The sequence below is a fragment of the Marinomonas sp. AWM4_232 genome (assembly GCF_056158325.1).
In genome coordinates this window covers 4,087,924-4,112,995 of sequence record NZ_JBSWTA010000001.1, presented here as the reverse complement: position 1 = coordinate 4,112,995, position 25,072 = coordinate 4,087,924, and the positions used below count along the sequence as shown (strand labels likewise).

General features: G+C 43.4%; 18 protein-coding genes, 2 pseudogenes and 1 riboswitch. Of the genes and pseudogenes, 10 read left to right on the top strand and 10 right to left on the bottom strand.

The genetic code is table 11. The features are described 5' to 3' along the window. Window positions 1–116: 116 nt before the first annotated feature. The 4 genes from ACXAC1_RS19510 (at window position 117) to ppnP (ending at window position 3,361) form a co-directional block, all read left to right on the top strand. Complete coding sequence (locus ACXAC1_RS19510; RefSeq protein WP_475063713.1) at window positions 117–665, top strand: DUF1285 domain-containing protein; 549 nt, start codon at window positions 117–119, stop codon at window positions 663–665. Between the two features lie 66 nt (window positions 666–731). Further along, the gene (locus ACXAC1_RS19505; RefSeq protein ID WP_475063712.1) at window positions 732–2,066 is read left to right on the top strand and encodes a DEAD/DEAH box helicase; all 1,335 of its coding nucleotides are present in this window, start codon (window positions 732–734) and stop codon (window positions 2,064–2,066) included. Window positions 2,067–2,137: 71 nt separating this feature from the next. Continuing rightward, window positions 2,138–3,016 (top strand): transcriptional regulator GcvA, encoded by an 879-nt coding sequence (gcvA, locus tag ACXAC1_RS19500; RefSeq protein ID WP_475063710.1) that lies wholly within the window; start codon window positions 2,138–2,140, stop codon window positions 3,014–3,016. A 60-nt stretch (window positions 3,017–3,076) separates the two neighbouring features. Further along, complete coding sequence (ppnP, locus tag ACXAC1_RS19495) at window positions 3,077–3,361, top strand: pyrimidine/purine nucleoside phosphorylase (RefSeq protein WP_475063709.1); 285 nt, start codon at window positions 3,077–3,079, stop codon at window positions 3,359–3,361. 88 nt (window positions 3,362–3,449) lie between these two features. Here ppnP and ACXAC1_RS19490 read toward each other — a convergent pair whose 3' ends face one another. Both ACXAC1_RS19490 and gloB read right to left on the bottom strand, forming a co-directional pair. Continuing rightward, window positions 3,450–5,093 (bottom strand): lytic transglycosylase, encoded by a 1,644-nt coding sequence (locus ACXAC1_RS19490; RefSeq protein ID WP_475063708.1) that lies wholly within the window; start codon window positions 5,091–5,093, stop codon window positions 3,450–3,452. Between the two features lie 59 nt (window positions 5,094–5,152). Beyond that, complete coding sequence (gene gloB, locus ACXAC1_RS19485; RefSeq protein ID WP_475063706.1) at window positions 5,153–5,932, bottom strand: hydroxyacylglutathione hydrolase; 780 nt, start codon at window positions 5,930–5,932, stop codon at window positions 5,153–5,155. Between the two features lie 81 nt (window positions 5,933–6,013). On the opposite strand from gloB, the gene ACXAC1_RS19480 reads away from it, so the two are divergent. From ACXAC1_RS19480 to dnaQ, 3 genes are read left to right on the top strand one after another with little or no spacing between them, the layout of a single operon-like run. Next, complete coding sequence (locus tag ACXAC1_RS19480) at window positions 6,014–6,751, top strand: class I SAM-dependent methyltransferase (RefSeq protein ID WP_475063705.1); 738 nt, start codon at window positions 6,014–6,016, stop codon at window positions 6,749–6,751. A gap of 4 nt (window positions 6,752–6,755) precedes the next feature. Then, window positions 6,756–7,199, top strand: coding sequence for a ribonuclease HI (rnhA, locus tag ACXAC1_RS19475; RefSeq protein ID WP_273107204.1), 444 nt, complete (start codon window positions 6,756–6,758; stop codon window positions 7,197–7,199). Next, the gene (dnaQ, locus tag ACXAC1_RS19470; RefSeq protein ID WP_475063704.1) at window positions 7,196–7,927 is read left to right on the top strand and encodes a DNA polymerase III subunit epsilon; all 732 of its coding nucleotides are present in this window, start codon (window positions 7,196–7,198) and stop codon (window positions 7,925–7,927) included. The genes rnhA and dnaQ overlap by 4 nt, the downstream gene beginning before the upstream one ends. Before the next feature lie 97 nt (window positions 7,928–8,024). Here dnaQ and nhaB read toward each other — a convergent pair whose 3' ends face one another. Further along, a complete protein-coding gene (nhaB, locus tag ACXAC1_RS19465) occupies window positions 8,025–9,533 on the bottom strand; it encodes a sodium/proton antiporter NhaB (protein ID WP_475063702.1) in 1,509 nt (502 codons plus the stop codon). 173 nt (window positions 9,534–9,706) lie between these two features. Between nhaB and sohB the strand changes: the two genes are divergently transcribed. Continuing rightward, entirely contained in the window at window positions 9,707–10,732 is a 1,026-nt protein-coding gene (gene sohB, locus ACXAC1_RS19460) for a protease SohB (protein WP_475063700.1), read from the top strand. A 52-nt stretch (window positions 10,733–10,784) separates the two neighbouring features. On the opposite strand, the gene ACXAC1_RS19455 is transcribed toward sohB, so the two are convergent. The 3 genes from ACXAC1_RS19455 to ACXAC1_RS19445 all read right to left on the bottom strand — a co-directional run bounded on the left by ACXAC1_RS19455 (window position 10,785) and on the right by ACXAC1_RS19445 (window position 15,521). After that, a complete protein-coding gene (locus ACXAC1_RS19455; RefSeq protein ID WP_475063699.1) occupies window positions 10,785–12,326 on the bottom strand; it encodes an alanine/glycine:cation symporter family protein in 1,542 nt (513 codons plus the stop codon). 14 nt (window positions 12,327–12,340) lie between these two features. Further along, window positions 12,341–12,781, bottom strand: a complete 441-nt coding sequence (locus tag ACXAC1_RS19450; RefSeq protein WP_475063698.1) for a universal stress protein — start codon at window positions 12,779–12,781, stop codon at window positions 12,341–12,343. 271 nt (window positions 12,782–13,052) lie between these two features. Next, entirely contained in the window at window positions 13,053–15,521 is a 2,469-nt protein-coding gene (locus ACXAC1_RS19445; RefSeq protein ID WP_475063697.1) for an EAL domain-containing protein, read from the bottom strand. A gap of 338 nt (window positions 15,522–15,859) precedes the next feature. On the opposite strand from ACXAC1_RS19445, the gene ACXAC1_RS19440 reads away from it, so the two are divergent. Then, window positions 15,860–20,212 (top strand): PAS domain S-box protein, encoded by a 4,353-nt coding sequence (locus tag ACXAC1_RS19440; protein WP_475063696.1) that lies wholly within the window; start codon window positions 15,860–15,862, stop codon window positions 20,210–20,212. Window positions 20,213–20,220: 8 nt separating this feature from the next. Here ACXAC1_RS19440 and ACXAC1_RS19435 read toward each other — a convergent pair whose 3' ends face one another. The 4 genes and pseudogenes from ACXAC1_RS19435 to ACXAC1_RS19420 all read right to left on the bottom strand — a co-directional run bounded on the left by ACXAC1_RS19435 (window position 20,221) and on the right by ACXAC1_RS19420 (window position 22,815). Continuing rightward, on the bottom strand, window positions 20,221–20,631 hold the full coding sequence (locus ACXAC1_RS19435) for a hypothetical protein (RefSeq protein ID WP_475063695.1): 411 nt from the start codon (window positions 20,629–20,631) through the stop codon (window positions 20,221–20,223). Window positions 20,632–20,846: 215 nt separating this feature from the next. Beyond that, a pseudogene (locus ACXAC1_RS19430) lies at window positions 20,847–21,278 on the bottom strand (methyl-accepting chemotaxis protein); the annotation flags it as partial. A 102-nt stretch (window positions 21,279–21,380) separates the two neighbouring features. Continuing rightward, a pseudogene (locus ACXAC1_RS19425) lies at window positions 21,381–22,055 on the bottom strand (PAS domain-containing protein); the annotation flags it as partial. A 334-nt stretch (window positions 22,056–22,389) separates the two neighbouring features. Then, window positions 22,390–22,815, bottom strand: a complete 426-nt coding sequence (locus ACXAC1_RS19420) for a thermonuclease family protein (protein WP_475063693.1) — start codon at window positions 22,813–22,815, stop codon at window positions 22,390–22,392. 158 nt (window positions 22,816–22,973) lie between these two features. Further along, a riboswitch (cobalamin riboswitch) is annotated at window positions 22,974–23,182 on the top strand. An 11-nt stretch (window positions 23,183–23,193) separates the two neighbouring features. Here ACXAC1_RS19420 and ACXAC1_RS19415 point away from each other — a divergent pair. Further along, window positions 23,194–25,065: a TonB-dependent receptor domain-containing protein gene (locus ACXAC1_RS19415; protein WP_475063692.1), complete on the top strand. Its 1,872-nt coding sequence runs from the start codon at window positions 23,194–23,196 to the stop codon at window positions 25,063–25,065. Window positions 25,066–25,072: the final 7 nt, after the last annotated feature.

Below are 25,072 nucleotides of genomic sequence, written 5' to 3'. Positions count from 1 at the left end.
GTAATCATTTTATATTGCGTATTTTAACAGTGAATCGAATTCAAGATCTGCTATCCGCGTGTGAATAATTTTGAAGTTGAATTGAATGGCGCTAATTTGCTGTATGAGGAAAGTTTATGCCGAGTATTAATTTAGACCCAATTACCATGGGAGAAGAGTATCCGCCTGTTGAGCGTTGGCGCCCCGATTTTTGTGGCGATATGGATTTACTCATCAAAGCGAATGGTGAATGGATTCATGAAGGAAGTGCAATTAAGCGTGAAAAAATGGTGACGATGTTTAGCCGCATTCTTTGGCGTGAAGGGGAGGAGTATTTCTTGGTAACGCCCGTTGAAAAGGTGCGCATACAAGTGGAGGATGTGCCATTTCAAATTGTGCGAGCGGAGCAGGAACGCAATGTTACAGGCGAATCTGTTTGGCGCTTTTACACGAAAACAAATGATGTTTTAACGTTAGGAGAAGATTGCCATATAGAATTGCGACCTTATCAGGGGGATTGGATGCCTTACGTTTCAGTGCGCCATGGTATGTGGGCAAATTTTCATCGTAATGTTTTCTACCAGTTAGTCGATGAGGCTGAGCAAGTTGAGCAAGCTCAAGGTATTACCCTACAACTGAAAAGTGCTGGACAACCCCACACAATTGGAACTTTTCACGAAATATAAACGATTTCTGTGTCAGTCATTTGATGGGCTACGTTATAATGGGCCTTTGACATATATCTTTGTAAGGTGAAGCGATTGTTATTTTCTGAGTTTGATTTAGATAGCCGATTAATGAAGTCTTTTGGTCACTTTGGCTACGAGCACGCAACGGATATTCAGGAGCGTGCGATACCTGAAGCGATGGCTGGTAAAGATTTGTTGGCGTCTTCCAAGACGGGCTCAGGGAAAACGCTGGCGTATTTGTTGCCTGCGGTTCACCGCTTGTACACTCGCAAAGCCTTGGCGAAGCGCGATCCTCGTGTCCTTATTCTGGTGCCAACTCGAGAGTTGGCAAAGCAAGTATACGCTACCCTCAGAACGTTAATTGCGGGGACGCGTTTCAGTTCGATTTTGGTGCTCGGTGGAGAGAACTTTAACGATCAGCATAAAAACTTTCAGAAAGACCCACATTTTGTGGTGGCGACACCAGGTCGTATGGCGGATCACCTAAAACAGCGCAATGTGTTTTTAGAAGGTCTAGAAATGTTGATCCTTGATGAAGCGGATCGCATGTTAGATTTAGGTTTTGCAGCGGACTTACGCGCCATCAACAATGCTGCGAATCACCGTCGTCGCCAAACGTTATTTTTCTCTGCGACACTCGATAACACTGACGTCAATGAGATTGCACAAGAGTTATTGCATGAGCCGGTACGTGTGGCCATTGGTCACAGCCAAGATGAACACCAAGATATCAAACAACATGTTTACCTATGTGATCACTTGGATCATAAGCAGGCGCTACTAGAACATTTCATTCGTTCCCTCACGATCAAACAAGCCATTGTCTTCACTGCAACTAAAAGTGATACGGTTCGTTTGGCTGAACTTATTGGTAGCTGGGACGTGCGCACAGGCAGTTTGAACGGTGATATGAGTCAGAGTGCCCGCAGTAAGGTGATGGATGATTTTGCACGAGGTAAATTTGAGGTGTTGGTAAGTACCGACATCGCATCACGTGGACTAGATATTGCAAGTGTTTCCCATGTGTTTAACTTTGATATCCCAAAACCGGCTGAAGAGTTCGTACATCGAACTGGACGTACAGGACGAGCTGGCTTTAAAGGTGAAGCCATTTCATTGGTGGGGCCTAAAGATTGGTTTAATTTTAAGGACGTGGAAGAGTTTTTAAAGCGTACCTTCGTATTGTCGAAAGTCGAAGGGCTAGAAGCGACGTTTACCGGTATTGCGAGTAAGCGAGCGCCGCAGAAACAATCGAAACCTAAAACCAAGCAAAAACCGAAGATTAATAAAGTCCAAAAGAAACCGGCTGCACGTAAGAAGGTTGTCTTTCAAGACCAAACACAACAGGGATTCGAACCGTTTCGTTTGCCTAAGAAAAACAAACAACAGGATGCGTAGTGGTTTCTGGATCGCTATGCTGTAAAGCCTCGCTAGAGGTTGCTTGACTCGGAGAGCTCATTATTAACAGATTGCCGCCTTTAAATTCGTTGAAGTGTTTTGAATCGGCTGCTCGTCATGGCAGTTTTAACAAAGCTGCTAAAGAGCTTAATGTGACACCTTCAGCGATTAGCCATCAGATCAAAGGGCTGGAAAGCTTTTTGGGGATCGAGCTATTTCGTCGCACGAAAAGAAAAGTTGTGTTGACCGAGGCTGGTGAGACGTACTTAAAACCGATCAAGCAAATTTTCCAAAAGTTAGAGCAAGCGACTGCAGATCTTAAGAGCGCTCAGCATGCAGGATCTTTGCGGCTTGCGGTCGCGCCCTCATTCTTAACTCGTTGGCTGATGCCGCGCATGGAGCGTTTCCAAAGTCGTTATCCTGACATCGAGATCGAAATCCGATCATCTATGGGCTTTATTGACTTCTCCCTAGGGGAAATCGATATGGCAGTATACTTTGGTAACGGTGAATGGAGTGATGTTGAAGCCCATTACCTCAGGCCGATTCGACTTGCTCCGGTTTGTTCTCCGAAGATGATCAAACCGGATCAACCAATTAAGCAGCCTGAAGATATGCGCTTTTACCCCTTGCTGCACGTTAGTAAACGCAATGATGAGTGGAACGATTGGTTGGTGCAGAATGATCTAGATCCAAAGGTTTTTCGACGCGGCCTGATGTTCTCAAGTGGTTCTCTTACCGCTGGGGCCGCTGCTCAAGGGTTAGGCATTGCTTTGGCTGATATTAGCTTAGTGACCCCTGAGATCGATTCTGGTCAATTGCAGGTGCTATTTGATAAACAGCTGGATACCAACCGTTCGTTCTATTTGGTATTCGAGAAAAAACGCGCATTAACGCCAGCCATGGCAGCGTTTAAAGAATGGATTATTGAAGAAATGAACGACAGCTAATTTATAGCTGTTTTTATGTTGGCTAGATAACTGGCCGTGTTTGACCACAGTGAGTGTTTTATGTCTCTACAAGTAAATAGTTATTTTGATGATGCCGTTAAATCTATTGCCCTAGACAACGCAGAGGGAACGTCTACCGTAGGTGTAATGAGCATCGGTGATTACGAGTTCGGTACTTCTCAGCGCGAATACATGATGGTTGTTTCGGGTTCTTTAACGGTTCTATTGCCTGGCGAATCTGAGTGGAAAACATTCAATAAAGGTGAAACCTTTATCGTTGAAGCAAATCAAAAATTCGGCGTAAAAGTGACAGAAACAACAGCTTACCTTTGCCGCTACGAATAAGTCCTATTTTTCTCGATAAATAGAATTTAGAATCCAAAAAAAGAGGCGTTCCCATGTGAGAACGCCTCTTTTTTATCGGGTGAAGCTGCTAACCACCGACAACATTCACAAGAAGGGTGACTTTGTCGCCAGGTTGGACATACTTCTGGCTTCCCACTTTTGGATTCCATTTACGGATATCACTGACGCGGACATTAAACTTATTCGCAACAACCGCTAATGAGTCGCCGGAGCGAATGGTGTATACCACACGTTTAACAACGGAGCGTGCGCTGCTTTTAGAGCCATTTGTTTCCGGTTTCATCCATACTACAAGCTTTTTGCCCGGGAATAATGGATCCGCTAAGCCCATGCTGTTCCAGCGCGCTAGAGTTTTTGTATCCGTGTTGTATTTCTTTGCGATACGCCACAGGCTATCGCCACTTTCAACGGTATAATTTATTTTTACTCGACTACTGCTAGGCGAACGAGATTGCTTTGCCAGCAAGCGCTGATGTGAGCTTAGTGTGTAGTTTGCTGCGCTTTGTCCAGCTACAGGAATCATTAACTGTTGACCTACACGGATCAAGCTGGAAGACATCTTGTTGATGTCTTGTAATACTGCAACGGTGGTGTTGTGGTCGCGAGCAACGGCTCCTAAATTGTCGCCAGCTTGAACAGTGTAGCGAATCCAAGTAACGCGCTCTTTTGGTGGCAATGTTGCAAGCTTAGTACGGAATTTGTCAGCTGAATCAATCGGTACCAGCAGGGTATGCGGACCATCTGGTGACGTCGCCCACTGATTAAAAGCAGGGTTCAATAGGTAGATTTCATCGATGCTCACTTCTGCCATATCAGCTGCTTGAGCCAGATCCATTTGGCCACCAATGTTTACTTCTTCGAAGTACGGTTGATTGGCAATGAAGTAAGTCTCGTAGTTGTATCGTTCAGGGTTTTTCATAATGATGGCCAATGCCATCAACTTCGGTACATAAGCACGAGTTTCGGCTGGTAGATCTAATGACCAAAAGTCCGTCGGCTTACCCGCTTTTTTATTCTTACGAATAGCACGCATGACAGTGCCTTCACCTGAGTTGTAAGACGCCAATGCATGTAACCAGTCACCATCGAACATCTTATTAAGGCGCTTCAGGTATGCTATAGCCGCTTTAGTGGAAAGCTGAATGTCACGACGGCCATCAATCCACCAAGTTTGTTCTAGTCCGTACATGTGTCCCGTAGACGGGATGAATTGCCAAGGGCCAGATGCTCGCCCATGGCTGTAGCCAAATGGGTCAAAGCCACTTTCTACGATGGGCAGAAGGGCGATTTCAAGTGGTAAACCTTCTTTTTCTAGTTCTTCTACGATGTAGTAAAGATAACGCTCACCACGTTTAGACACACGATCTAGATAAGATAAGTGCGTGCTATACCAACGGATCTGAGATTTTAGACGTGGTTGGTCGACATCTAAATTAAACTGATAGCCAGCACGGATACGGTCCCACAGGTCTTCCGGAGGAAGATTTGCTGGTTCCTGGTCTTGCTGGCTTTTGGCAAGAGCTTTTGCTTCGTCAGAGCGAACAGGTTTGACGGTATCAATAAAGTCGACTTCGTTCGCCTCGGCTTCTGGTGCGCCGATGGCTTCGTTCTCAGCATCAATTTCGGCAATGTCTGCTGGTTGATTTGTCATGGACTGACAGCCAGTCAAGATACTGCCTGCTAAGAAGGCGATGAGTAAGTTTTTCGTCATTCTGCTCACATTAGATTTTCATTTGGTCTGCATTCTAAAGATTGGTCAGTTGAGGTCAACTAAAAGTCATCTTTAGCTCGTCTGATTTGCGCAAAGCTATTGATAGCATCTAATGCCATATCTTCCTTTAATAGCTTTGCTGCGCCTTCGACGACTTCTTTTCTGTCGAACCGCATAAAAGGGTTGGTTTCAATTTCAAGGGCAATGGTCGAAGGTAATGTAGGCGTACCTTCTTTTCTTAGAGACTCTGCTTCCTCGATGACTTCAACTAATTTGGCATTATTAGGATCAATGGCCGCAGCGAATCGATAGTTAGCCAGTGTGTATTCGTGGGTACCAAAGACCAATGTATCAGCAGGTAATGATCTGAATTTTGTCATAGCGCTTAGCATTTGCGCTGGACTGCCTTCAAACAAACGGCCACAGCCGCCTCTAAATAAGGTATCGCCACAAAGCAAAAGGGGCTTGGAGTCTTGTGGCTGTGCGAAGTAGCACAAATGATCTAGTGTGTGTCCAGGTGTTTCAAGAACTAGAAACGTGTTGTCTGCCACTGACACTTCATCACCTTGTTGTACTGGATGGGTGACCACTTGTGGTGCTAACGACGCTGGACCATAGACTGGACACTGATAGCGCTGGGTTAGCTCAGCAACACCACCGGTATGATCTTTGTGGTGGTGGGTCACTAAAATCCCTGCTAGTTTGAGTTGTTGGGACTGGCAGTATTCAATGACAACCTTGGCATCACCTGGGTCGACTGCCCAGATAGTCTGTTGTGATGTTGCTTGGGTAACCCAAATATAATTGTCATTGAATGCAGGTAACGGAATAAATGTCATATGCCTAACGTTATGTTTAAATATTGATAAAAGACACCATAACATTCCTATGGCAGTCTGATCACTAAAAGAGAGCATTGTATGTTGGATAACCAATCAAGACAATTATTCCAAGATTGGTACGACACCGAGTTAGGTCAGCGATTGCTTAATGAAGAACATGATCTCATTGAGCGCGCGCTGGATAATATGGTGGGCTACTATCTGGTACAGCAATCTCCACTACGCCAACTAACTTTTCACAATCATCGAATGCGTGAGACGATTTCGTTGTCACCAGTACTCGAGTTAGGGGCGAGTCAAAGAACGGTTGTTGCTCGCATGAGTGAGTTACCGCTTGAATCAGATGGGATTGATGCAATGGTGTTGCATCACACTTTAGATTTATCAGAGAACCCGCATCGAGATTTATATGAAGTGGCTCGCACTTTGCTGCCAAGCGGCAAGCTAATCATTATTGGCTTTAATCCAATGGGTTTTTGGGGGATTCGGCGTTATTTTAGCAACCGTATGAAAGCACCATGGGCCGGGCGCTTCATTTCTCATCGTCGTTTGGATGATTGGTTAAAAGTGGCAGGATTAACCCTCGAAAGTGTGGCGTTTATTGATTACGATATGCCGCTTCAATCAAACAAGTGGCGTCAGCGTATGAATTGGGTGGGCGGTTCAGCAAAAGCGCTTAAGCTGCCATTGGGAGGCGTTTACATTATGACCGCCACCAAGCAAACACGACGTTATATCCCATTAAAACCGCGCTGGAAAACGGCAAAAGTGCGCGTGCCGCCACTGACAAAACCAACGATAAAAGAGATCAAGTAATCACATGAAAGAAGTAACGCTGTACACCGACGGTGCTTGTAAAGGTAATCCTGGCATAGGCGGTTGGGGTGCATGGTTAACATTTGGTCAACATGAAAAGCGACTGTGTGGCGGTGAGCACGACACAACGAATAATCGCATGGAGTTGTTGGGAGCAATTGAAGGTTTAAAGGCATTGCGAGAACCTTGCAAAGTCGATTTGTACACAGATTCTTCTTATGTACAGAAAGGGATCACTGAGTGGTTAGCTGGATGGAAGCGTAAGGGTTGGAAAACCGCTTCAAAGCAACCGGTTAAGAATCAAGATCTATGGCAGCAGTTGGATGAGATGTGTCAAAAACATCAGGTAGAATGGCATTGGGTGAAAGGGCATGCTGGCATTGAAGGCAATGAAATTGCCGACCAGCTAGCCAACCAAGGTATTGAAGAGTTGAGGGCTCGCTCATGAGACAAGTTGTACTTGATACAGAAACAACAGGTATTGACCCGAAACAAGGCCACCGAATCATCGAGATTGGTTGTGTCGAGATGGTGGGGCGTAAGCTGACCAATCGACATTTTCACGTTTATATCAATCCTGAACGTGAGGTGGAAGAAGAAGCCTTCAATGTCCACGGTATCAGTAATGAGTTCTTGGCGGATAAGCCAAAATTCGCGGAGGTGGCAAAAGAGTTTCTAGAGTTCATCGATGGGGCGGAGTTAATCATCCATAACGCACCCTTCGACGTGGGCTTCATTGATCATGAGTTCTCTATGTTGGGTGGCTTTCCAAATGTTGCCGACGTTTGCAAGGTCTTCGATAGCTTAGTCTATGCTCGTCGTAAACATCCAGGGCAGAAAAATAACCTAGATGCTCTATGTCGTCGTTATGGTATTGATAACTCTCATCGTGAATTGCACGGCGCCTTGCTTGACTCCGAAATCCTAGCGGACGTGTACCTGCTCATGACAGGTGGGCAAATCACCATGGGGGGATTCGGCGGTGATGGTGACGAAGATGGTGAAGATCTTTACACTATCCGTCGATTGTCGCCAGACAGACCTCGCCTCAAAGTTCTTAAAGTGAGTGAATCGGAGCTAGAGGCTCATAATGAACGTTTGGATTTAATCGATAAAAAGTCTGGTTTATCGTTATGGCGCAAACTTGAGAACCCAGAGCTGGTTTCACAAGAGTAATGTTAGATGCATAGGCTTGTTAGCCAAATTAGCATAAATAAAAACGGCAAACCTAATTGGGCTTGCCGTTTTTTTCTTTAAAAGAAGTGGCAAAGGCTTACGAAGCACTCAGTAAGCTCACGCAAATACCGCCAACAATTGAAAGAACGATAGTGTACGGTAGAGCCATCCATACCATTTTGCCATAGGACAATCTGAGTAGAGGGGCAATGGCTGAGGTCAGCAAGAATAGGAAGGCAGCTTGTCCGTTCGGTGTTGCAACACTTGGTAAGTTAGTACCGGTGTTGACGGCAATCGCCAGCAGATCAAAGTGTTCACGGTCAATGACTCCCGCATCTAACGCCGCTTTTATTTCACTGATGTAAACCGTCGCCACAAATACATTATCGCTGATGGCAGATAGGAGACCATTGGCAATAAAGAACATTATCGGTTGAGTGTCATGTGGTAGCTGAAGCACCATATCAATAAACGGCTGGAACAAATGTTGGCTATGGATGACCGACACCACACTAAAAAATACCACCAGTAGAGCGGTAAAAGGCAGCGCCTCTTCGAAAGCATGTCCGATACGATGTTCTTCTGTAATGCCATTAAAAGAGGTCAATAGGACGATGATCATCAAACCCACTAAGCCCACTTCAGCCACGTGAAACGCCAAGGAAAAGACTAAGACAACGGCAACAATGCCTTGAATGATCAATTGGGCTTTATGTTTATTAGTACTTTTGGCTGATTCTTCGTCTGCAAAATTCTTAAGAATATTACGTACGTTTTCTGGTAGTTTAGCGCCGTAGTCAAACCACTTCGTTTTTTCTAAAACAATCACGGTGACTAGGCCTGCAGCCAGCACTGGCATAGATACAGGTGCGACACGGACAAAGAACTCAATGAAATCCCATCCTGCGGTATGGGCAATCAATAAGTTTTGCGGCTCACCGACCAATGTACACACGCCACCTAACGCTGTTCCCACCGCTCCATGCATAAGCAGGCTACGTAAAAACGCACGAAACTTGGCTAAGTCTTCTTGGTTGACTGGCAGTATTAGATCATCACCACTGTGATCATGAGTTTTATTACTGGATTGGTCGGAGGCAACTTTATGATAAACAGAATAGAAGCCTACACTCACGCTAATGAGAACTGCCGTCACAGTTAAGGCATCAAGGAATGCCGATAGAAGTGCCGCGGCAAAGCTGAACACCAAAGAGATAATAACTTTAGATCGAATTCGAATCAGAAGTTTATTAAATATAAACAGTAGCATGTCCTTCATAAAGTAAATGCCAGCTACCATAAACATCAGTAGCAAAATGACCTCGATGTTCCCTTTCACTTCGTGATACACGCCGTCAGAGCTGGTCAGACCTAGTAGTATGGCTTCGATGGCTAATAACCCACCCGGTTGTAACGGATAACACTTAAGAGCCATGGCAAGGGTAAAAATAAACTCAATAATCAGTAGCCAGCCGGTAACAAATGGCCCCATAGTCACCAAAACGATGGGGTTCAAAATCAGAAAGGCGATTATGGTTTGCTTGTACCACAGGGGAGAGGACCCCAAAAAGTTATTACCGAAAGCTTGGGACAACGAGGCTTTCATTAAAATGCGCTCCTTTATTATTCTGGTAGGTTATTAATGTGGAAATTTTAAGCAAATACAGCCCAAAGAGCGATAGTAAAAATCAACTAAGCCGTATTTATCTATTGTGAATTGGATAAGTAGCTCTATTATGGTTTCTGAATTTGATTGATATGTAACATTAGGAGTATGACTTGGATTTTTTAGCAGACTATGCCGGATTTTTAATTCGCTTGTTGAGCATCGCATTGATTATTTTGCTCATTTTATCTGTTGTGGCGAGTGGCAAAAATAAGCAGCGTAAAGGCGGTAACCTGACCATTAGTAAGCTAAATGAAGGCTACCAAGCGATGAAGTCGGAGTTGAGTAAGCAGTTGTTCGATAAAAAAACTTTGAAACAGCAGCAGAAAGCCCTGAAAAAGCAAAAGAAAGAAGAGCAAAAGCAAAAAGTCGATCAAGAAGAGAAAAAGCGTGTTTACGTCATCGACTTCGACGGCGATATGAAGGCTAGTGCAGTGCAATCCATGCGCGAAGAAATTACCGCTATCTTAAGTGTCGCGACCGTTAAAGATGAAGTAGTGGTTCGCCTAGAAAGCCCTGGTGGCGTGGTGCATGGTTATGGTCTGGCTGCTTCGCAATTGCAACGCGTTAAAGACAAAGGTATTCCACTGACGGTAACAGTGGACAAAGTTGCGGCCAGCGGTGGTTACATGATGGCCTGTGTGGCGGACAAGATCGTGGCTGCTCCGTTTGCGATCTTGGGTTCTATTGGTGTGGTGGCACAAGTTCCGAACATTCACCGTTTGCTAGAGCGCAATACCATTGATGTTGAGCTTCATACGGCTGGTAAGTACAAGCGCACATTGACGATGCTTGGTGAAAACACCGATGAAGGGCGAGAAAAGTTTAAACAGGATCTAGAAGATACCCATGAGTTGTTTAAGCGTTTTGTTTCAACGAATCGTCCTGTGTTAGACATCGAAACCATTGCTACAGGTGAAACGTGGTATGGATCAGAAGCTATTGAAAACAAGCTCGCTGATTCTGTGATGACCAGTGACGCGTATCTTGAGCAGTTTTATGCAGACTATGATGTTTTGCAGGTGTCGTACCGAGAAACAAAGGGATTAACCGAGAGAATTGGCTTAGGTGTATTTTCAGCGCTAGAGCAGAAAGCCACGAAGTGGTTATCCAAAGCCATTCATCACAGAGGTTTCTAAAAAAATCCCCAGCCATTGGCTGGGGATTTTTTTCATTCAAAGTAACTATGAATTACTTAGTTTTCTTGATCTCACCATTTTTAAGGCGAGCGTTGTAAGACGAAAGTTCACGCTTAACAATCGGCATCAAGAAGTATAAACCGATGATGTTAACAACAGCCATAGCGAAGATCGCTGCATCAGAGAAGTCGATAACAGGTCCTAAGTTTGCCGCTGCGCCAATGACAACAAAGACACAGAAGATCAGTTTGAACACAAGCTCAGTGTTCTTACCTTCACCAAATAAGTAAGTCCAAGCCTTAAGACCGTAGTAAGACCAACTCAACATGGTTGAGAAAGCAAATAATACAACAGCGATGACCAATAGGTATGGGAACCAACCTACAGCGGAACCAAATGCTGCTGAGGTCAGAGCGACACCAGATGTGTCACCAATTGTCTGAATGTGGCCGCCGTCCCCTACAAGGTAAATTCCTTGCTGTGCATCGAACATAAGCTGGCCAGTGATGATGATCACTAGAGCAGTCATAGTACAAATTACGACTGTATCGATAAATGGCTCAAGAAGAGAGACAAAGCCTTCAGTGATTGGCTCTTTAGTTTGTACTGCAGAGTGGGCAATCGCCGCAGAACCGACACCCGCCTCGTTAGAGAACGCGGCACGTTTAAAGCCTTGAATCAATGCGCCAACCATACCGCCGGCAACACCTAGACCTGTGAATGCACCTTCGAAGATTTGGCCAAATGCCCAGCCAATTTTGTCTGCATTCATCGCTAGGATGATGATCGCAGTACCAACGTAAAGAACCGCCATGAAAGGCACCACTTTTTCGGTAACGTTAGCGATAGATTTGATACCACCGACGATTACTGCGAAAACGATACCCGCGAAGATTAAACCTGTTACCCAACCTGGGTAATCACCAAAAACACCAGAAAGTTGAGCATGCGCTTGGTTGGCTTGGAACATATTGCCGCCGCCTAAAGCACCTAAGATACAAAACACTGCAAACATCGCGGCTAGAATTTTACCACCTGGGATGCCGCGCTCAGCAAACCCCTTGGTGATGTAGTACATCGGACCACCTGATACGCTACCATCTTTATATTCATTACGGTATTTCACCGCAAGGCTACACTCGGTAAACTTAGATGCCATACCCAGAAGGCCAGCCAGAATCATCCAGAAGATTGCACCTGGGCCGCCAATACCAATTGCTACGGCAACACCCGCGATGTTACCAAGGCCAACTGTACCAGATAGAGCAGTGGTTAAAGCTTGGAAATGGCTTACTTCACCCGCGTCATTAGGGTCTGAGTAGTCACCTTTAACGAGGGAGATAGAGTGGCCAATAGATCGGAATTGAACAAAGCCGAAATAAAGTGTGAAAACACTTGCTCCCACTACCAACCATAGAACGATCCATGGGAAAGATGTCCCAGGGATAGGAGCGAAGATTAGGCTAACAAACCAACCAGTAGAAGAAGCAAAAATTGCGTTAACGGTTTGGTCTAAGCCTTCGCTTGCAAATAAAGTGGAACAGCCAAAAGTTAGCAGTGCGACAATAGCTGCCTGGATATAATTTTTAAACATGTTGGGGACCCTTTTTAGCTAACAACTGTCACTGGGACATTTGCACTCATCACAAGTTGAGCGGTTACACTACCGAATACGCGCGCACTCAAACCGTGGTCAGCAGAGCGAGCAACAAAAATTTGTTCTGCGTTAGCTTCCAGCGCTGCATTATTCAATACAGTGGCTGCTTTGCCGTGAACTACTTTGCCTTCTGCCTTTATGCCTTCAGCGTTGAGCTCTTGAAGTAGAGGGGTGATCACACGTTCAGTGGCAACTTTAATTTCCTCTTGTTTTTGTTTAGTTCGACGAGCGTTTTCTTCGTGTGTTTGAAATTTGTATGGGGACCACTCCACTACACATACAAGTAGTAGAGTACAGTCATCACCCACAAGGGATGCTTGGCGTTTAGCGAAAGATAAAGCGCGATGACTTGCATCACTGCCGTCAACACCAACAACATAAGTCGCTGTCATAGGAGGTACCTTATTATAGTTAGCAATAAATATGGAAATAAGGTGTTTAAAGTTAGCATGTTTCAGTGCGGATGTGATCAGTTTTTTTTGATTTTATTGGCTTATCTACGGTTTTTAAGATTGGATACAATATAATATGCTGAATGTTGTTCTAATATTAGAATATATAACTGTCTAAATGTTGAGGCTATGGCTCGATGTATTGCGGCCGGAATCGAGCTATTTACCTAAAAAAAAAGCCTCTGTGAGAACAGAGGCTTAGTAAAATTGCTCATAGATTGGCGCAAGCGCTTTCTTTCAGCATTAAGGTCATTTCATCGGCGGTGATCGGTTTACTGAAAAAGTAGCCTTGCATCAATTTGCATCCCATTCTTTTTAGTTCACAGGCATGCTCTTGTGTTTCCACACCTTCCGCAATCAATTTTAAATGTAGACCTTCCGCCATTTGTATAATGGCCGCAATGATAGTTAAGTCAGTTTGGCTACGCAGCATGTTACGTACAAAGCTTTGATCGATTTTTAGTACGTCAATAGGAAAACCATTGATATACGAAAGACTAGAGTAGCCCGTACCGAAATCATCAAGTGCTATTCTGACCCCTAATGAGCGAATATCTTCGATAAGTTTTCGCGCATAATCAATATCCTTAGCAAGGATGCTTTCAGTAAGTTCTAATTCCAGTAAGTGGGGGGGAATGCCCGTCTGTTGAATAATTTTGTTGAGCGTGAAAAGAAATTTACTGTCTTCAAACTGGATAACAGAAACGTTAACGGCCATATTAATCGTCAGTCCATCGCCTAGCCATTTGACCGTTTGCTCACAAGCTTTGCGAAGAACAAACTCTCCCAAAGAAATGATTAAGCCTGATTCCTCGCAGATAGGAATAAAATCATTTGGTGAGACCAATTTTCCTTCTTCATCGTGCCAGCGGACAAGCGCTTCCACTCCCTGCACCCTTTGATGATCAATATCAACTTTGGGTTGATAGTGTATTTCAAATTGTTGTTTGGCATCACTGGTTTTAAGTGATTGTTCCAGCCGCTGCCTTAAGATCAGTTTCTTTTCTAGCTTTTGGTTATAAAACTTAAATTGATTTTTTCCCGCTGACTTTGCAGAAAACAGTGCAGATTCGGAATGGCGATACAACTCATCAAAATCTCGGCTATCCTCAGGGTAAACCGAAACACCAATACTAACACTAAGTTTAAAGTGATGGTTTTCCGTTTCCCAGGTGGACTGGAACAGAGTCATGAGCTTATGTATGAATCGCGTGACTTGAATACTGCTAGTTAAATGCGAAAGTATGATAAGAAATTCATCCCCCCCAGGTCGAAATAAGTTTCCCTCTAAGTTGAGTTCGTTTTTGAGTTCATAAGCGACTTGCTGTAAAACGAGGTCACCTGCATCATGACCTACAAGCTCGTTAACGGCTTTGAAGTCATCTAGATCAATCATAACCATAGCAAGCTTTTTATTGCTTTGTGCGCTATGCTTAATCGATTGTAGTGCCCGATCGCGTAGAAGTAAGCGATTAGGTAAGTTTGTTAGAGGATCATGTTGTGCGAGATGCGTCATTTTTATCGCCATAGCGCGCGCTTCGCTGACATCATGAAATACAATAATAGCGCCAGTGGTTTCGTTTTCATGATTTACAATAGGGGCAGCGGAGTCCTCTACTGCAATGGCACTACTCAACGACTTACCTAAAGCGCAGTTCAGCGCCATACCAACTATTCTCTGTTCTTTCAATGCTGAGCGAATTGGATTCGGCATCGGAGCGCCAGTTGTTGCATCCAATAACGGCATGACTTCTTCTATGGGTTTTCCAATTGCTTTGCCTAAATACCAACCAGTCATGTCTTCAGCAATGGGATTAAGGAATGTCACTGTGCCTTGGGTGTCTGTTGCGATCACGGCATCACCAATGGAATTGAGTGTGATGCGAATACGTTCTTTTTCATCAATAAGGCATTGCTCAGCAATCTTACGACTGGTGATATCTGTTATTAGGGTTAAGTATCCTTGAGATAATGTGCCTTTTTTGTATGGTACGACTGTTGCCTGTCCGTGGCGTATCGAGTCGTTGATACTATAGCTAACATCAATGGATTGCTTTGCTGAAATTGCAGTTTTGTCTTGTATCAAAACGTCAATTTTTTCGCTAACCGATGTAGGAAAAGTCTCTGAAAAGTGTTTGCCGTGTATGTCACTTGCTGATTTTTTAAACCATTGTCCATCTTTATCGTTACAAAAAACATTAATCCCTTGAGAATCCCAGTACGCGATATGTGCAGGAATAGCGCTTAAAACAAGGGACATTTCATCAGCATGACGTTGAATACTGGTCTTTTGTTGATGAAGTGTTAGCTGGGTTTTGACTCGAGCCCGTGTCACAGGAATATTGATTGGTTTCGTTATATAATCAGCCCCTCCCATCTCAAGAGTTTTTAATTCATGCTCTTGAGCTTGATGACTGGTGATAAATATTACTGCAACATTCTCTAGGCCGGGCAGAGACTTAATTTGAGTAAATACTTCATAGCCACTCAAGTCAGGCATTTCTATATCAAGCAATACCAACTCAGGACGAATCTCTTTAGCCTTAATAACGGCTTCAATTCCATTTGTTGCAAAATACACTTTCCCCAAATCCTTAGTCGCTGTGTGTAGCAGCCTCAAAATAGAAGGTGAGTCATCAACTATGAGTATTGAGGGTAATGTTATCGTTGGCCTAAACATACAGTCATCCTTGGATAGGTGTTGTGCGGTAATGCCTAAATTTTAGTCGCTATTACACGTATTTTCACATTAGCAATATTTATAAGCTAGAGTTAAATGATATCAGCTCCACTCAAATGGTGAAAAGTGTTTACATATACTCTTGGTAGTGTTGAAGTGATTGGAGAATTCATAGGTTGGCGGCTATAGTTTCTGAATGATACATGGAGTTTTATTAAATGATGCACCGGATAAAATGGTACTTAGTCGCAGTTGCAGTCTTGTTATTTCTGATCATCAGCGCATATGTAATTTACAATCTTCATTATAGACAACTAGTTACTAATCAGTTAGCCACGATGAAACTGGATGCAACTGAGCAGGAACAAATTTTACGTTCTAAACTTTCTGAACTGACTAACGACCTACAATTTTTACACTTAGTGCCACCAATACAGGGCATTATCAGGGCGCAGGCGAATGAAGGTATTGACCCACTAGATCAGAGCTCGCTAGAGACTTGGAAGTCACGCTTAGCAGATATTTTTACCAGTTATGTCAATGCCCATGATGATGTCTATCAGGCCCGTTACATCGGTGTAGCGCAAAATGGTAAAGAGCTAGTAAGAGTTGATAAATCCGTTTCTGGTGTTAAACGGCTGCCCGATGAACTGCTCCAAAGCAAAGGAAGCAGGAAGTATTTTCAAGAAATCATATCTCCTACCTATTCTGATTTATATGTGTCAGAGATCAATTTAAATAGAGAATATGGTGAGATTCAGGTGCCTCACACGCCAACCATACGTTTTGCGATCAAGGTGTATTCGGAAGATGGTGTGTTGTTTGGGTTTATTATGCTTAATGTAAATGTCGACTCAGTGCTATCTCGTTTACGCAACGCGATTGACGCGAACACTAGTTTATATATCACTAACGACGCTGATCAATTCATAATCCATCCTAATGATTCTCAGTCTTTCAAGTTTGAATATGAAGAGACTCATGGTTGGCAGTTAACTACCGAACATTTTTTATCTGGTAAGAAGGTTCGTATAGGACAACAAGGAAGCAGTGTTTCTGAGGCGCTTTATTTTGAAAAAATTATTCCTTTATTAGCAGGAAAGCACTCAATTACCTTGCGTTTATTACATCCCATAAATGCTCTTAATATGCAGGCATTGATGAATACTCTGTATTCCTTTGCGTTGTTGACCGCAGGTATGGGACTGTTTTTTATTTTCTTTATATTTTATCGGTCCAGCGTTCGAACTCAGAATGCACTTGCTTTAGAAAAGGCGCAGATCAGTGCAATCGTTGAAAGTAGTCAAGATGCCATTTTGGGGCTAACTATTGACGGGCGTATCACAGATTGGAATCCAAGCGCAGCTAAGATGTTTGGCTTTACGAAAAAAGAAGTATCTGGTGAATACCTTTATGATGTCTTTGTCAATGAAACCATGCAGCAAGACGAGTACAAGCTTCGTCAAGAATTATTACTCGGGAATTCAGTAAAACCGATTGATACGAAGTGGAAAACCAAGGCTGACCAGGAGTTAGAGGTATCCGTCAGCGCATCGCCCATTCTGAACGATCAAGAATCATTGATTGGTGTCTCTATGATTGTCAGAGATATTTCCGAACAAAAGCATTTAGAACACCAACTCGAAGAGTTTAATCAGATTTTAGAGCAGCAGATTCAGGAGCGTACTGCGGAGCTACAACAAACGTATACATTGCAAACAGCCATTCTTGATAATGCCCCCCATGCAGTAATTGCAACAGATAACAAAGGTGTCATTACATTGTTTAACCCCGCTGCGGAAAAAATGCTGGGTTATCAGGCAGACGAAATGAAAGGTAAACAAACGCCTGCGGTTTTTCATTTAATGTCTGAAATTGAAACGCGAGCACAAGAGCTGTCTAAGCAATATGATGAGCGAGTTGAGCCAGGGTTTACTGTCTTTATATTGGATTCATTAAAAGGTAGAAAAAACGAACGAGAGTGGACCTATATTGCCAAAAATGGCAAACGAATTTCTGTTAATTTATCCATCACAGCGTTATACGATGCTGAGCATAATTTGGTCGGTTTTCTTGGAATGGCAACGGATATTACAGAACGTGTTGCGAGCCGTAAGAAACTTGAAGCTTTAAAAGAGCAATTAGCAATTGCTTCAGATATTGCGGACATAGGTATATGGAGTTGGAGCCCCGCCACAAATGAGATTACTTGGAATGATAAAATGTACGAAGTGTACGATATGCAGCCAAGTGACGATATTGACGTTAACCGATGGATTGATATGGTTGCGCCTGAAGATAGGGAGCATGCTAATACTCACTTTGAAAAATTCGCTCAAGGTGATGGAGCTGGAGACTCTGAAATTGTTTTCGATGTTATTGCCGCCACTGGAAGACGTAAGACGATTCAGGCATTAGCTACTATTGAGAAGAGCCCCTTTGACAGTTCATTTAAATTGGTTGGAATCAACAAAGACATAAGCGAGCAAGTTCGCTACGAGAAAGCTTTAAAAGATGCTAAGCAAGCAGCAGACTTAGCAAGCAAAACGAAGTCTGAGTTTGTGGCCAACATGAGCCACGAAATTAGAACTCCAATGAATGCGATTATTGGCTTACTAGAGTTATTACGTAAAACGGAACTGAATGATAAACAACATGATTACGTGGTCAAATCCGATAGTGCCGCGCGCTCCCTTCTGCATATTTTGAACGACATTTTAGACTTCTCGAAAGTCGAAGCAGGAAAGCTTGAGATTGATCCACACCCATTCAACCTGCATGACTTAGTAGAAAATATTACCACAGTGCTTAGTACAAATATTGGTACAAAACCTATTGAATTGGTGATTGATGTATCCCCAAAATTACCCACATTTATTACTTTAGACTCTTACCGTCTGCAACAAATCATCATTAATCTTGCAAGCAATGCTATCAAGTTTACCCATAAGGGTATTGTTCAAATAAAGTTTATAAATGTATCTGAAGATAGGGCGCTCAAGGTTGAGGTAAAAGATACAGGTATAGGTATTGCCGAAGATAAAAAGGAGAAAATACTTGAAGCGTTTAGTCAGGCGGAGGCTTCAACCGTACGTGAATTTGGCGGCACAGGGTTAGGTCTTATTATCACTCAAAAATTGACATCCTTAATGAATGGAACATTTTCTTTCAAGAGTGAAATAGGCGTAGGTTCGACATTCTCAGTTACCATACCGTACCAATCCAGCTTTGATGAGCATGCCTTTTCACCCCAAAAACAATGTCTTGATGTGTTAATTGTAGATGACTTATCAGAAGCACTTGAGGCAAGTCTTCATATCATTGAGAGCTTGGGTTGGAAAGCAGAAGTCGCTTGTAGCGGCCAAGAAGCAATTGATCTACTGAAAACTCATGCTGCCAAAGGACGGTTTTTTGATCTCATTTTAATGGATTGGAAAATGCCCAATATGAGCGGAAGTGATGCGGCGGTGGAAATTCGCGGATTAGGCGACAGTATATTCAAGGGCAAAATACTTGCCGTTACTTCTTATGGAAAAGATGTGGAGCTTGATCAAAAAAAGGGTGAAATGAAGCTATTTGAGAGCATTATTCAAAAGCCTATTTCAGCCTCTGTTTTAGTTGACCGAATTGCTGAACAAAGTCTTTCGGAGGTCAAAGAAACCCTTCATATATCGTCAAACACTAAGCTGCTCGTTGGTTTGAACATTCTTTTAGTTGAAGATAATGGGATTAATCAATTGGTCGCTAGCGAGATCCTTGAGTCGGAGGGAGCCAAAGTGGAATTGGCCGAGAATGGCCAAGAAGCGGTGGAGGCAATCAAGTTAGCTGAGCCTTGTTATTCAGTTGTCTTAATGGACATCCAAATGCCTATTTTAGATGGTTATGAGGCAACTAAGATACTTAGAGAAGATTTTGATTCTAGTGAGCTGCCGATTATTGCTATGACTGCAAACGCGATGGATACGGATCGAAAGCAAGCCTTGGATATCGGTATGAATGATCACGTTAGCAAGCCATTTAACAGTGCAGAGTTAATCCGAACAATTTTGAAACATGTGAGACGAAAGCGGATGCCGCTTCATGATACTGACACTCAAGAAGTTTGTTCAAGCTGTGAAGTTTTGAATACAGATGGAGCATTGTCAAGACTGGATAACAACCATGATATTTACATTACGGCTTTAGAATCTTTTATGCAGGACCCAGAGCTTTCTCAACAGTGTCTAGATATGGCTTTGAACGAAAATAATATCGAAAAGCTTCGAAAGTTGGCGCATACATTGAAAGGTGTTAGCTCGACTATAGGCGCTGAGCGACTATCCACGTTTTCTAGTGCCTTGGAGGAAGCTCTTAAGAATAAAGACCTTGATCTAGGTGAGCGTATGCTTAACCAGACCAGAACAGCTTTCGAGCAGGCTGTTGTCGAAATACAAAAATACCTTGATACAAATCAAAGCCATTTGGTTGTGCAATTAGATAAGCCAACACTTGAGTTACAAGAATTAGTTGAATTACGCGCTTTGCTGGCAGAGTCAAACATGGAGGCCCTTAGCTTTTATGCACAGCTATTGGATAAAAATGATGAGCTGAGCCAGATGACGTTGGCTGATATGAAACCTTATATTGATAAGTTGGCCTTTCAAGATGCGCTTCAATGGCTAGATCAGTATTTAAGTCAAAGGCAAAAATAGATTTCGCATTAGTTGGGCTTTATATCTTGTATCTGAAGCCCATGTTCTTGCATTGCAGAAAGGATTCGCTGTGCCTTCGCTGCTCGCTCGTCCATTTTTTCAATCACTTTCTGAGTTAAATCGAGTAAGGCTGATTTCTCGAGTTGAGTTAATAGATTGCACTGTTTATGTACGTCGTTGATAGTAAAATGGTTGCTTTGTATTTTATCTAATGCCGATAGAAATGCATGTTCAATAGGAAGCTTTTTTCCTTCTAGGTCAAAGCCTGAATGACGATGCTTGGCAAGCGCTTTACTCAGTGTGATTAATGCTTTCTTTAAATCATGTCGGCAAGCAATCGCTTCTACGCATTTATTGGAGACAGGCAATACAGTTAAGCAATATGACAAATTTTTTAATTGATTTGAAAGCTCATTCATTGGAATTATAAAAAGTCTGAAAACCAGTTATGTAAAGTTCTATTCTAACTCTATTTATTCAGGGTTACTTCTTTTTTTTAAAGGGATCGTAATTGAAAGACAAAGGCTTGATCACGGTGGTGCGAAGCATTGTCAGGGGGTTGGCTAAACTCCGTGAATAATTTAATGATATAAAGCACCGTTAAGGGCTCTATATCATTAGGACAATACGATTATTATAGACTGCGTTTGAATTGATTAACGGCGTTGACAACCTCTTGGGCGCCTACTTTAATGTCATCTATCACGACGCCTGCGTCACTGGATAGTTTATGGGCTTCTTCAACTTTATCTAAGCTGCCCCTGATTAAGGTAACCGCACGCTCAGTTAATTTCTTATTATCAGAAACGACTTCAATGATCTGTTCGGTCGCGGCACTGGTGCGAGAAGCCAGCTGCCTTACCTCGTCAGCAACCACTGCAAAACCTCGCCCTTGCTCTCCTGCTCGAGCGGCCTCAATTGCAGCGTTCAGTGCGAGTAGATTAGTTTGGTCTGCAATCCCTCGAATACTTTCGACAAGTTCAGAAACTTTCAAGGACTGAGTATCAAGCTCAGTTATGCCATCACTAGCATCACCCATACGAGAGGAAAGCTCTTCCATGGTCTTAATGGTGTCATTAATGACTTGGATACCTTTAGCTGTATGTTCATCGGTTCTTTGGGAAACGTTATAAGCCACCTCGGAGGCTTCAGAGACTGCGTTTTCTCGATTGACTTGATCCGTTACCACAGAGGCGAATTTAGCAACTTTGTATAAGTCACCATGCTCATCATGAATTGGATTGTAAGTCGCTTCTAACCAAACCTCGTTACCATGGCTATCAATGCGTTTAAAGCGACCAGAGAAGAACTTACCAGATGCGAGCGTTTGCCAAAACTTCTGATAGTCTTCTGACTCGACTTCAGCTGGGTCACAGAAGATCCTGTGATGTTTTCCTAAGATTTGGCTTTTCTGATAGCTCATGCCTTTTAAAAAGTTGTCATTTGCTTCGAGGATAATGCCATCGAGACTGAATTCGATGACCGCTTGCGATCGGTCAAGTGCAGCTAGCATGTCTTCTTGTTGGCGAGATTGGGAGATTGTTCTTGTTAACTCTGAGCAATAGGCGACAATTCGCTGTTGATTGTTTGTTGGTGCAGGAGTCATGATGACTCGGTACCAGCGCTCTTCTCCATCTTTTCCTGTTAGTTGTAAAGCGCCGTGCCAAGGTTTACTTTCTCGGATGGCTTCTAATATTTTTTTTGAATGATCTTTGGCTAAGGCCTTTTGCGAAATTCTGTCCGCTAATGCCCCTAGTTCTTCTAAGTTAAAACCGCATGAATTCAAAAAGGCCTGATTGGCATCAAGAAAATTTCCTTGATGATCTACGGCGAAGTACAACATCTCTTCAAGTAAGTTACTGTGAATGCTGTAAAAATTAGCAAGCTCTTTTTCCATGTCATTTAGTTTTGATTGCAGCTTCTTATTCAAAAATAGCATTTATAAAACCTCATAAAGTTTGATATGGAAGGGGGCATTTCACACCGCAAAGTGAACAAGGCTACGTAACATAGTTGATGTATTAAAAGGCCTAAAGCGGAGTTGCTTGTCTTGAACAGATGACTGTTGAAGATTATAACAACACATAGTTACACAAATGTGTGGCAGGTTCTATCATTTCACCGTTCAAAACATGTAAAGATCAACATACTCCTGACTACAAAAGTTTTTAAGTAAGTTAATTTACTTGGCACCAGCCTTCACGCGTTCCACCTTGATAGCTTCTGGCATGGCCTGATGCGATAAGCGCTTCAGATAGGGAGGCGCCGTCCACATATACATCTGCAAGTAGACGAAAGTACTTGCCCCTCTGAATATTTCGCAGCTCGATGGTGCTGCCACTTTGCAAAAATGCCTTGGTGTAATCTCGTGCAGCTTTCGCTTGCTCCTTTTCACTTAGGCACTTTCCACGGATCTCTGCGGCATCGACGCCATTGACACGTACGGGAATATTCTTTCCGACAATGTCTGGCCAGCCAGCGATATCCACGCGAAACGTATCAGCATCGTATACCGAGTTGATGTTGTTTACGGTGGCATTGATCTGAGCAAAAACTGGCGTGGCTGCAAGAAGAGTAAGACTGAAAGAAAGATTGCGAAACATAAAAGCCTCAAATGACAAACGTACTCACGGCCTTGTGATAATTCATTCCATCTATAAGTAAAAATAATAATGCTCTTAAACCATCTCGAAAAGCAATTAGTACAATTTATTAATTTTCTCTTGAGTGGCTTTCATTCAATCCGCATAGGGCATGTGTTAGAGTACGCGCCGCTATAGGTGACAGAGATTTAGTAAAAGAGGCTAATGCTCTGACTTAAAAGGGAAGTTGATGCAAGTTCAGCACTGCCCCCGCAACGGTAATTAAAGTAATGCTTGTTCATTAGGCCACTGTGTTCACATGGGAAGGCGATCAAGCTGGATAACCCACTTTATCAGTCCGGAGACCTGCCTATGGTGAGGCGTCAATGTAGTTGGCGAATGATGAACGATCGTGCGGGCGTGCTCGATCTCTACATAGAAGACATTATGAACACGACTATTTCCTTACCGAAGACCTTCATTGCGTTGGGGCTTCTTGCTCATCAATCTAGCTCTATTGCTCAAAGTGACAGCTCAACCGAACTCAATACGTTAAGTCAGCTGGTGGTGACGGCAACGACAACTGAACAAACTACGGCTAAATCACTGACGTCTGTTACCGTTATTGATAAAGAGACATTAAAGGCTCAACAGCCCCAAGAACTATCCGAGGTATTAGCTGGCCAGCCAGGTATTGATATTGCCACCAATGGCGGTTATGGCAAAAGCACCAGTGTATTCACGCGTGGGGCCAATAGCACGGGCACGAAACTTCTTATTGATGGTGTACCGATCCAATCCCATTCTCTCGGAACCCCTTCTTGGCAATACATTCCCATTAGTCAGGTTGAACGTGTAGAAATTGTACGCGGTCCAAAATCTTCTTTATACGGATCAAGTGCTTCAGGTGGTGTGATCCAAGTTTTCTTACCTGAAGCCAATGCAGAAACGGCGGCGGATGTTTCGGTTGGCGCTGGCTCGTTTGGAACTAAACAAGCTGATGTTTCGGTATCCGGTCAAGAGGGGAGTGCAAGCTATGTTATCTCTGCGGGGACTTTTCGAACTGACGGTACACCTGTGAAGTCAGAGAACAAAAGTATGCCTTACTCGAATGACCACTTTTTGGCGCGCTTTGGCTACGAATTCGATAACGACGCTTACATCAAAATGCTCGTCATGCGGGCAGCAGGAGAGTCTGATTATGAGTCCTATGGTAATTTGCGCTCCAACGATTATATGAATCAAGTCATGGCGCTGACGGCTGGCATTGATGTGAGCGAGTCTTGGCAATCGGAACTACAGCTACGAGAAGCTCGTGATGAATACGATGTACTAGACATTGACGGAAATGCAACGGGCACGTTTTATAACAGTCGGTCTCAGGCACTACGATGGAGTAATACTCTTTGGCTTGATAACCATGAGTTTGTTGTTGGGGCCGAACGTATTGAAGATGACTTTGAAGGCTCATATTCAAAAGACCGAGAAAGCAATAGCTTTTTTGCTCAAAGCCTATCGCAATTTGGCCAAGCAAGTGTGCAGCTAAATATTAGAGCCGATCACTACAGCGAGTATGACACGCAGACAACGGGTGGTATTGCCTTAGGCTATCAAGTGGATGATCACTACACACTTCGCCTAAGTGGCCGTTCCTCATTTACTGCACCGACTTTTAATTCAATGAATGCGGAAAATTGGGGCTATACCCTAACGAATGAAATCCGCCCAGAAACGTCCCAAACAATAGAGGCGGGTATTCGCGCAGACTTTGCTAACGTGTATTGGGATGCGGCAATTTATCAAGCGGATTACGAAGACTTGATTTCATGGACTTATCCGACGGTTGGTAACATTGATGCGGCTCGAGCACAAGGACTTGAGCTTTCATCTGGGATAACACTTGAGCAGTGGTCACTTGCTGTAGCGGCAACATTTATGGAAACAGAAAACCGCAGTGCAGGCAATGAGTACGGTAAGCAGCTAGCAAGACGAGCAAAGCAGAGCGCGCGCATTGAGTTGGATCGCCACTTTGAGAAAGGTTTGCTCGGGGCGACATTAGTTGGTTACGGTCAACGCTATGATGATGCGGCTAACAGTACCGTCTTGCCAGGCTTTGGCCTTTTGCACTTGCGTGCTCAATACGATCTAGCCGAGCATTGGAAAGCGAGTGTTCAAGTGAAAAATGCTTTGGATAAAAGTTATCAAACCGCTGACGGATACCGTAATCCCGGTCGAGGTATTTTCCTTTCAGTTCAGTATTCCGCATTTTAAGGAAAGG

Coding starts and splice junctions, on each gene's coding strand:
- ACXAC1_RS19510 (WP_475063713.1), top strand. CDS start 117: ATGCCGAGTATTAATTTAGACCCAATTACCATGGGAGAAGAGTATCCG.
- ppnP (WP_475063709.1), top strand. CDS start 3,077: ATGTCTCTACAAGTAAATAGTTATTTTGATGATGCCGTTAAATCTATT.
- ACXAC1_RS19490 (WP_475063708.1), bottom strand. CDS start 5,093: ATGACGAAAAACTTACTCATCGCCTTCTTAGCAGGCAGTATCTTGACT.
- gloB (WP_475063706.1), bottom strand. CDS start 5,932: ATGACATTTATTCCGTTACCTGCATTCAATGACAATTATATTTGGGTT.
- ACXAC1_RS19480 (WP_475063705.1), top strand. CDS start 6,014: ATGTTGGATAACCAATCAAGACAATTATTCCAAGATTGGTACGACACC.
- rnhA (WP_273107204.1), top strand. CDS start 6,756: ATGAAAGAAGTAACGCTGTACACCGACGGTGCTTGTAAAGGTAATCCT.
- dnaQ (WP_475063704.1), top strand. CDS start 7,196: ATGAGACAAGTTGTACTTGATACAGAAACAACAGGTATTGACCCGAAA.
- nhaB (WP_475063702.1), bottom strand. CDS start 9,533: ATGAAAGCCTCGTTGTCCCAAGCTTTCGGTAATAACTTTTTGGGGTCC.
- ACXAC1_RS19455 (WP_475063699.1), bottom strand. CDS start 12,326: ATGTTTAAAAATTATATCCAGGCAGCTATTGTCGCACTGCTAACTTTT.
- ACXAC1_RS19450 (WP_475063698.1), bottom strand. CDS start 12,781: ATGACAGCGACTTATGTTGTTGGTGTTGACGGCAGTGATGCAAGTCAT.
- ACXAC1_RS19445 (WP_475063697.1), bottom strand. CDS start 15,521: ATGTTTAGGCCAACGATAACATTACCCTCAATACTCATAGTTGATGAC.
- ACXAC1_RS19440 (WP_475063696.1), top strand. CDS start 15,860: ATGAAACTGGATGCAACTGAGCAGGAACAAATTTTACGTTCTAAACTT.
- ACXAC1_RS19435 (WP_475063695.1), bottom strand. CDS start 20,631: ATGAATGAGCTTTCAAATCAATTAAAAAATTTGTCATATTGCTTAACT.
- ACXAC1_RS19420 (WP_475063693.1), bottom strand. CDS start 22,815: ATGTTTCGCAATCTTTCTTTCAGTCTTACTCTTCTTGCAGCCACGCCA.
- ACXAC1_RS19415 (WP_475063692.1), top strand. CDS start 23,194: ATGATGAACGATCGTGCGGGCGTGCTCGATCTCTACATAGAAGACATT.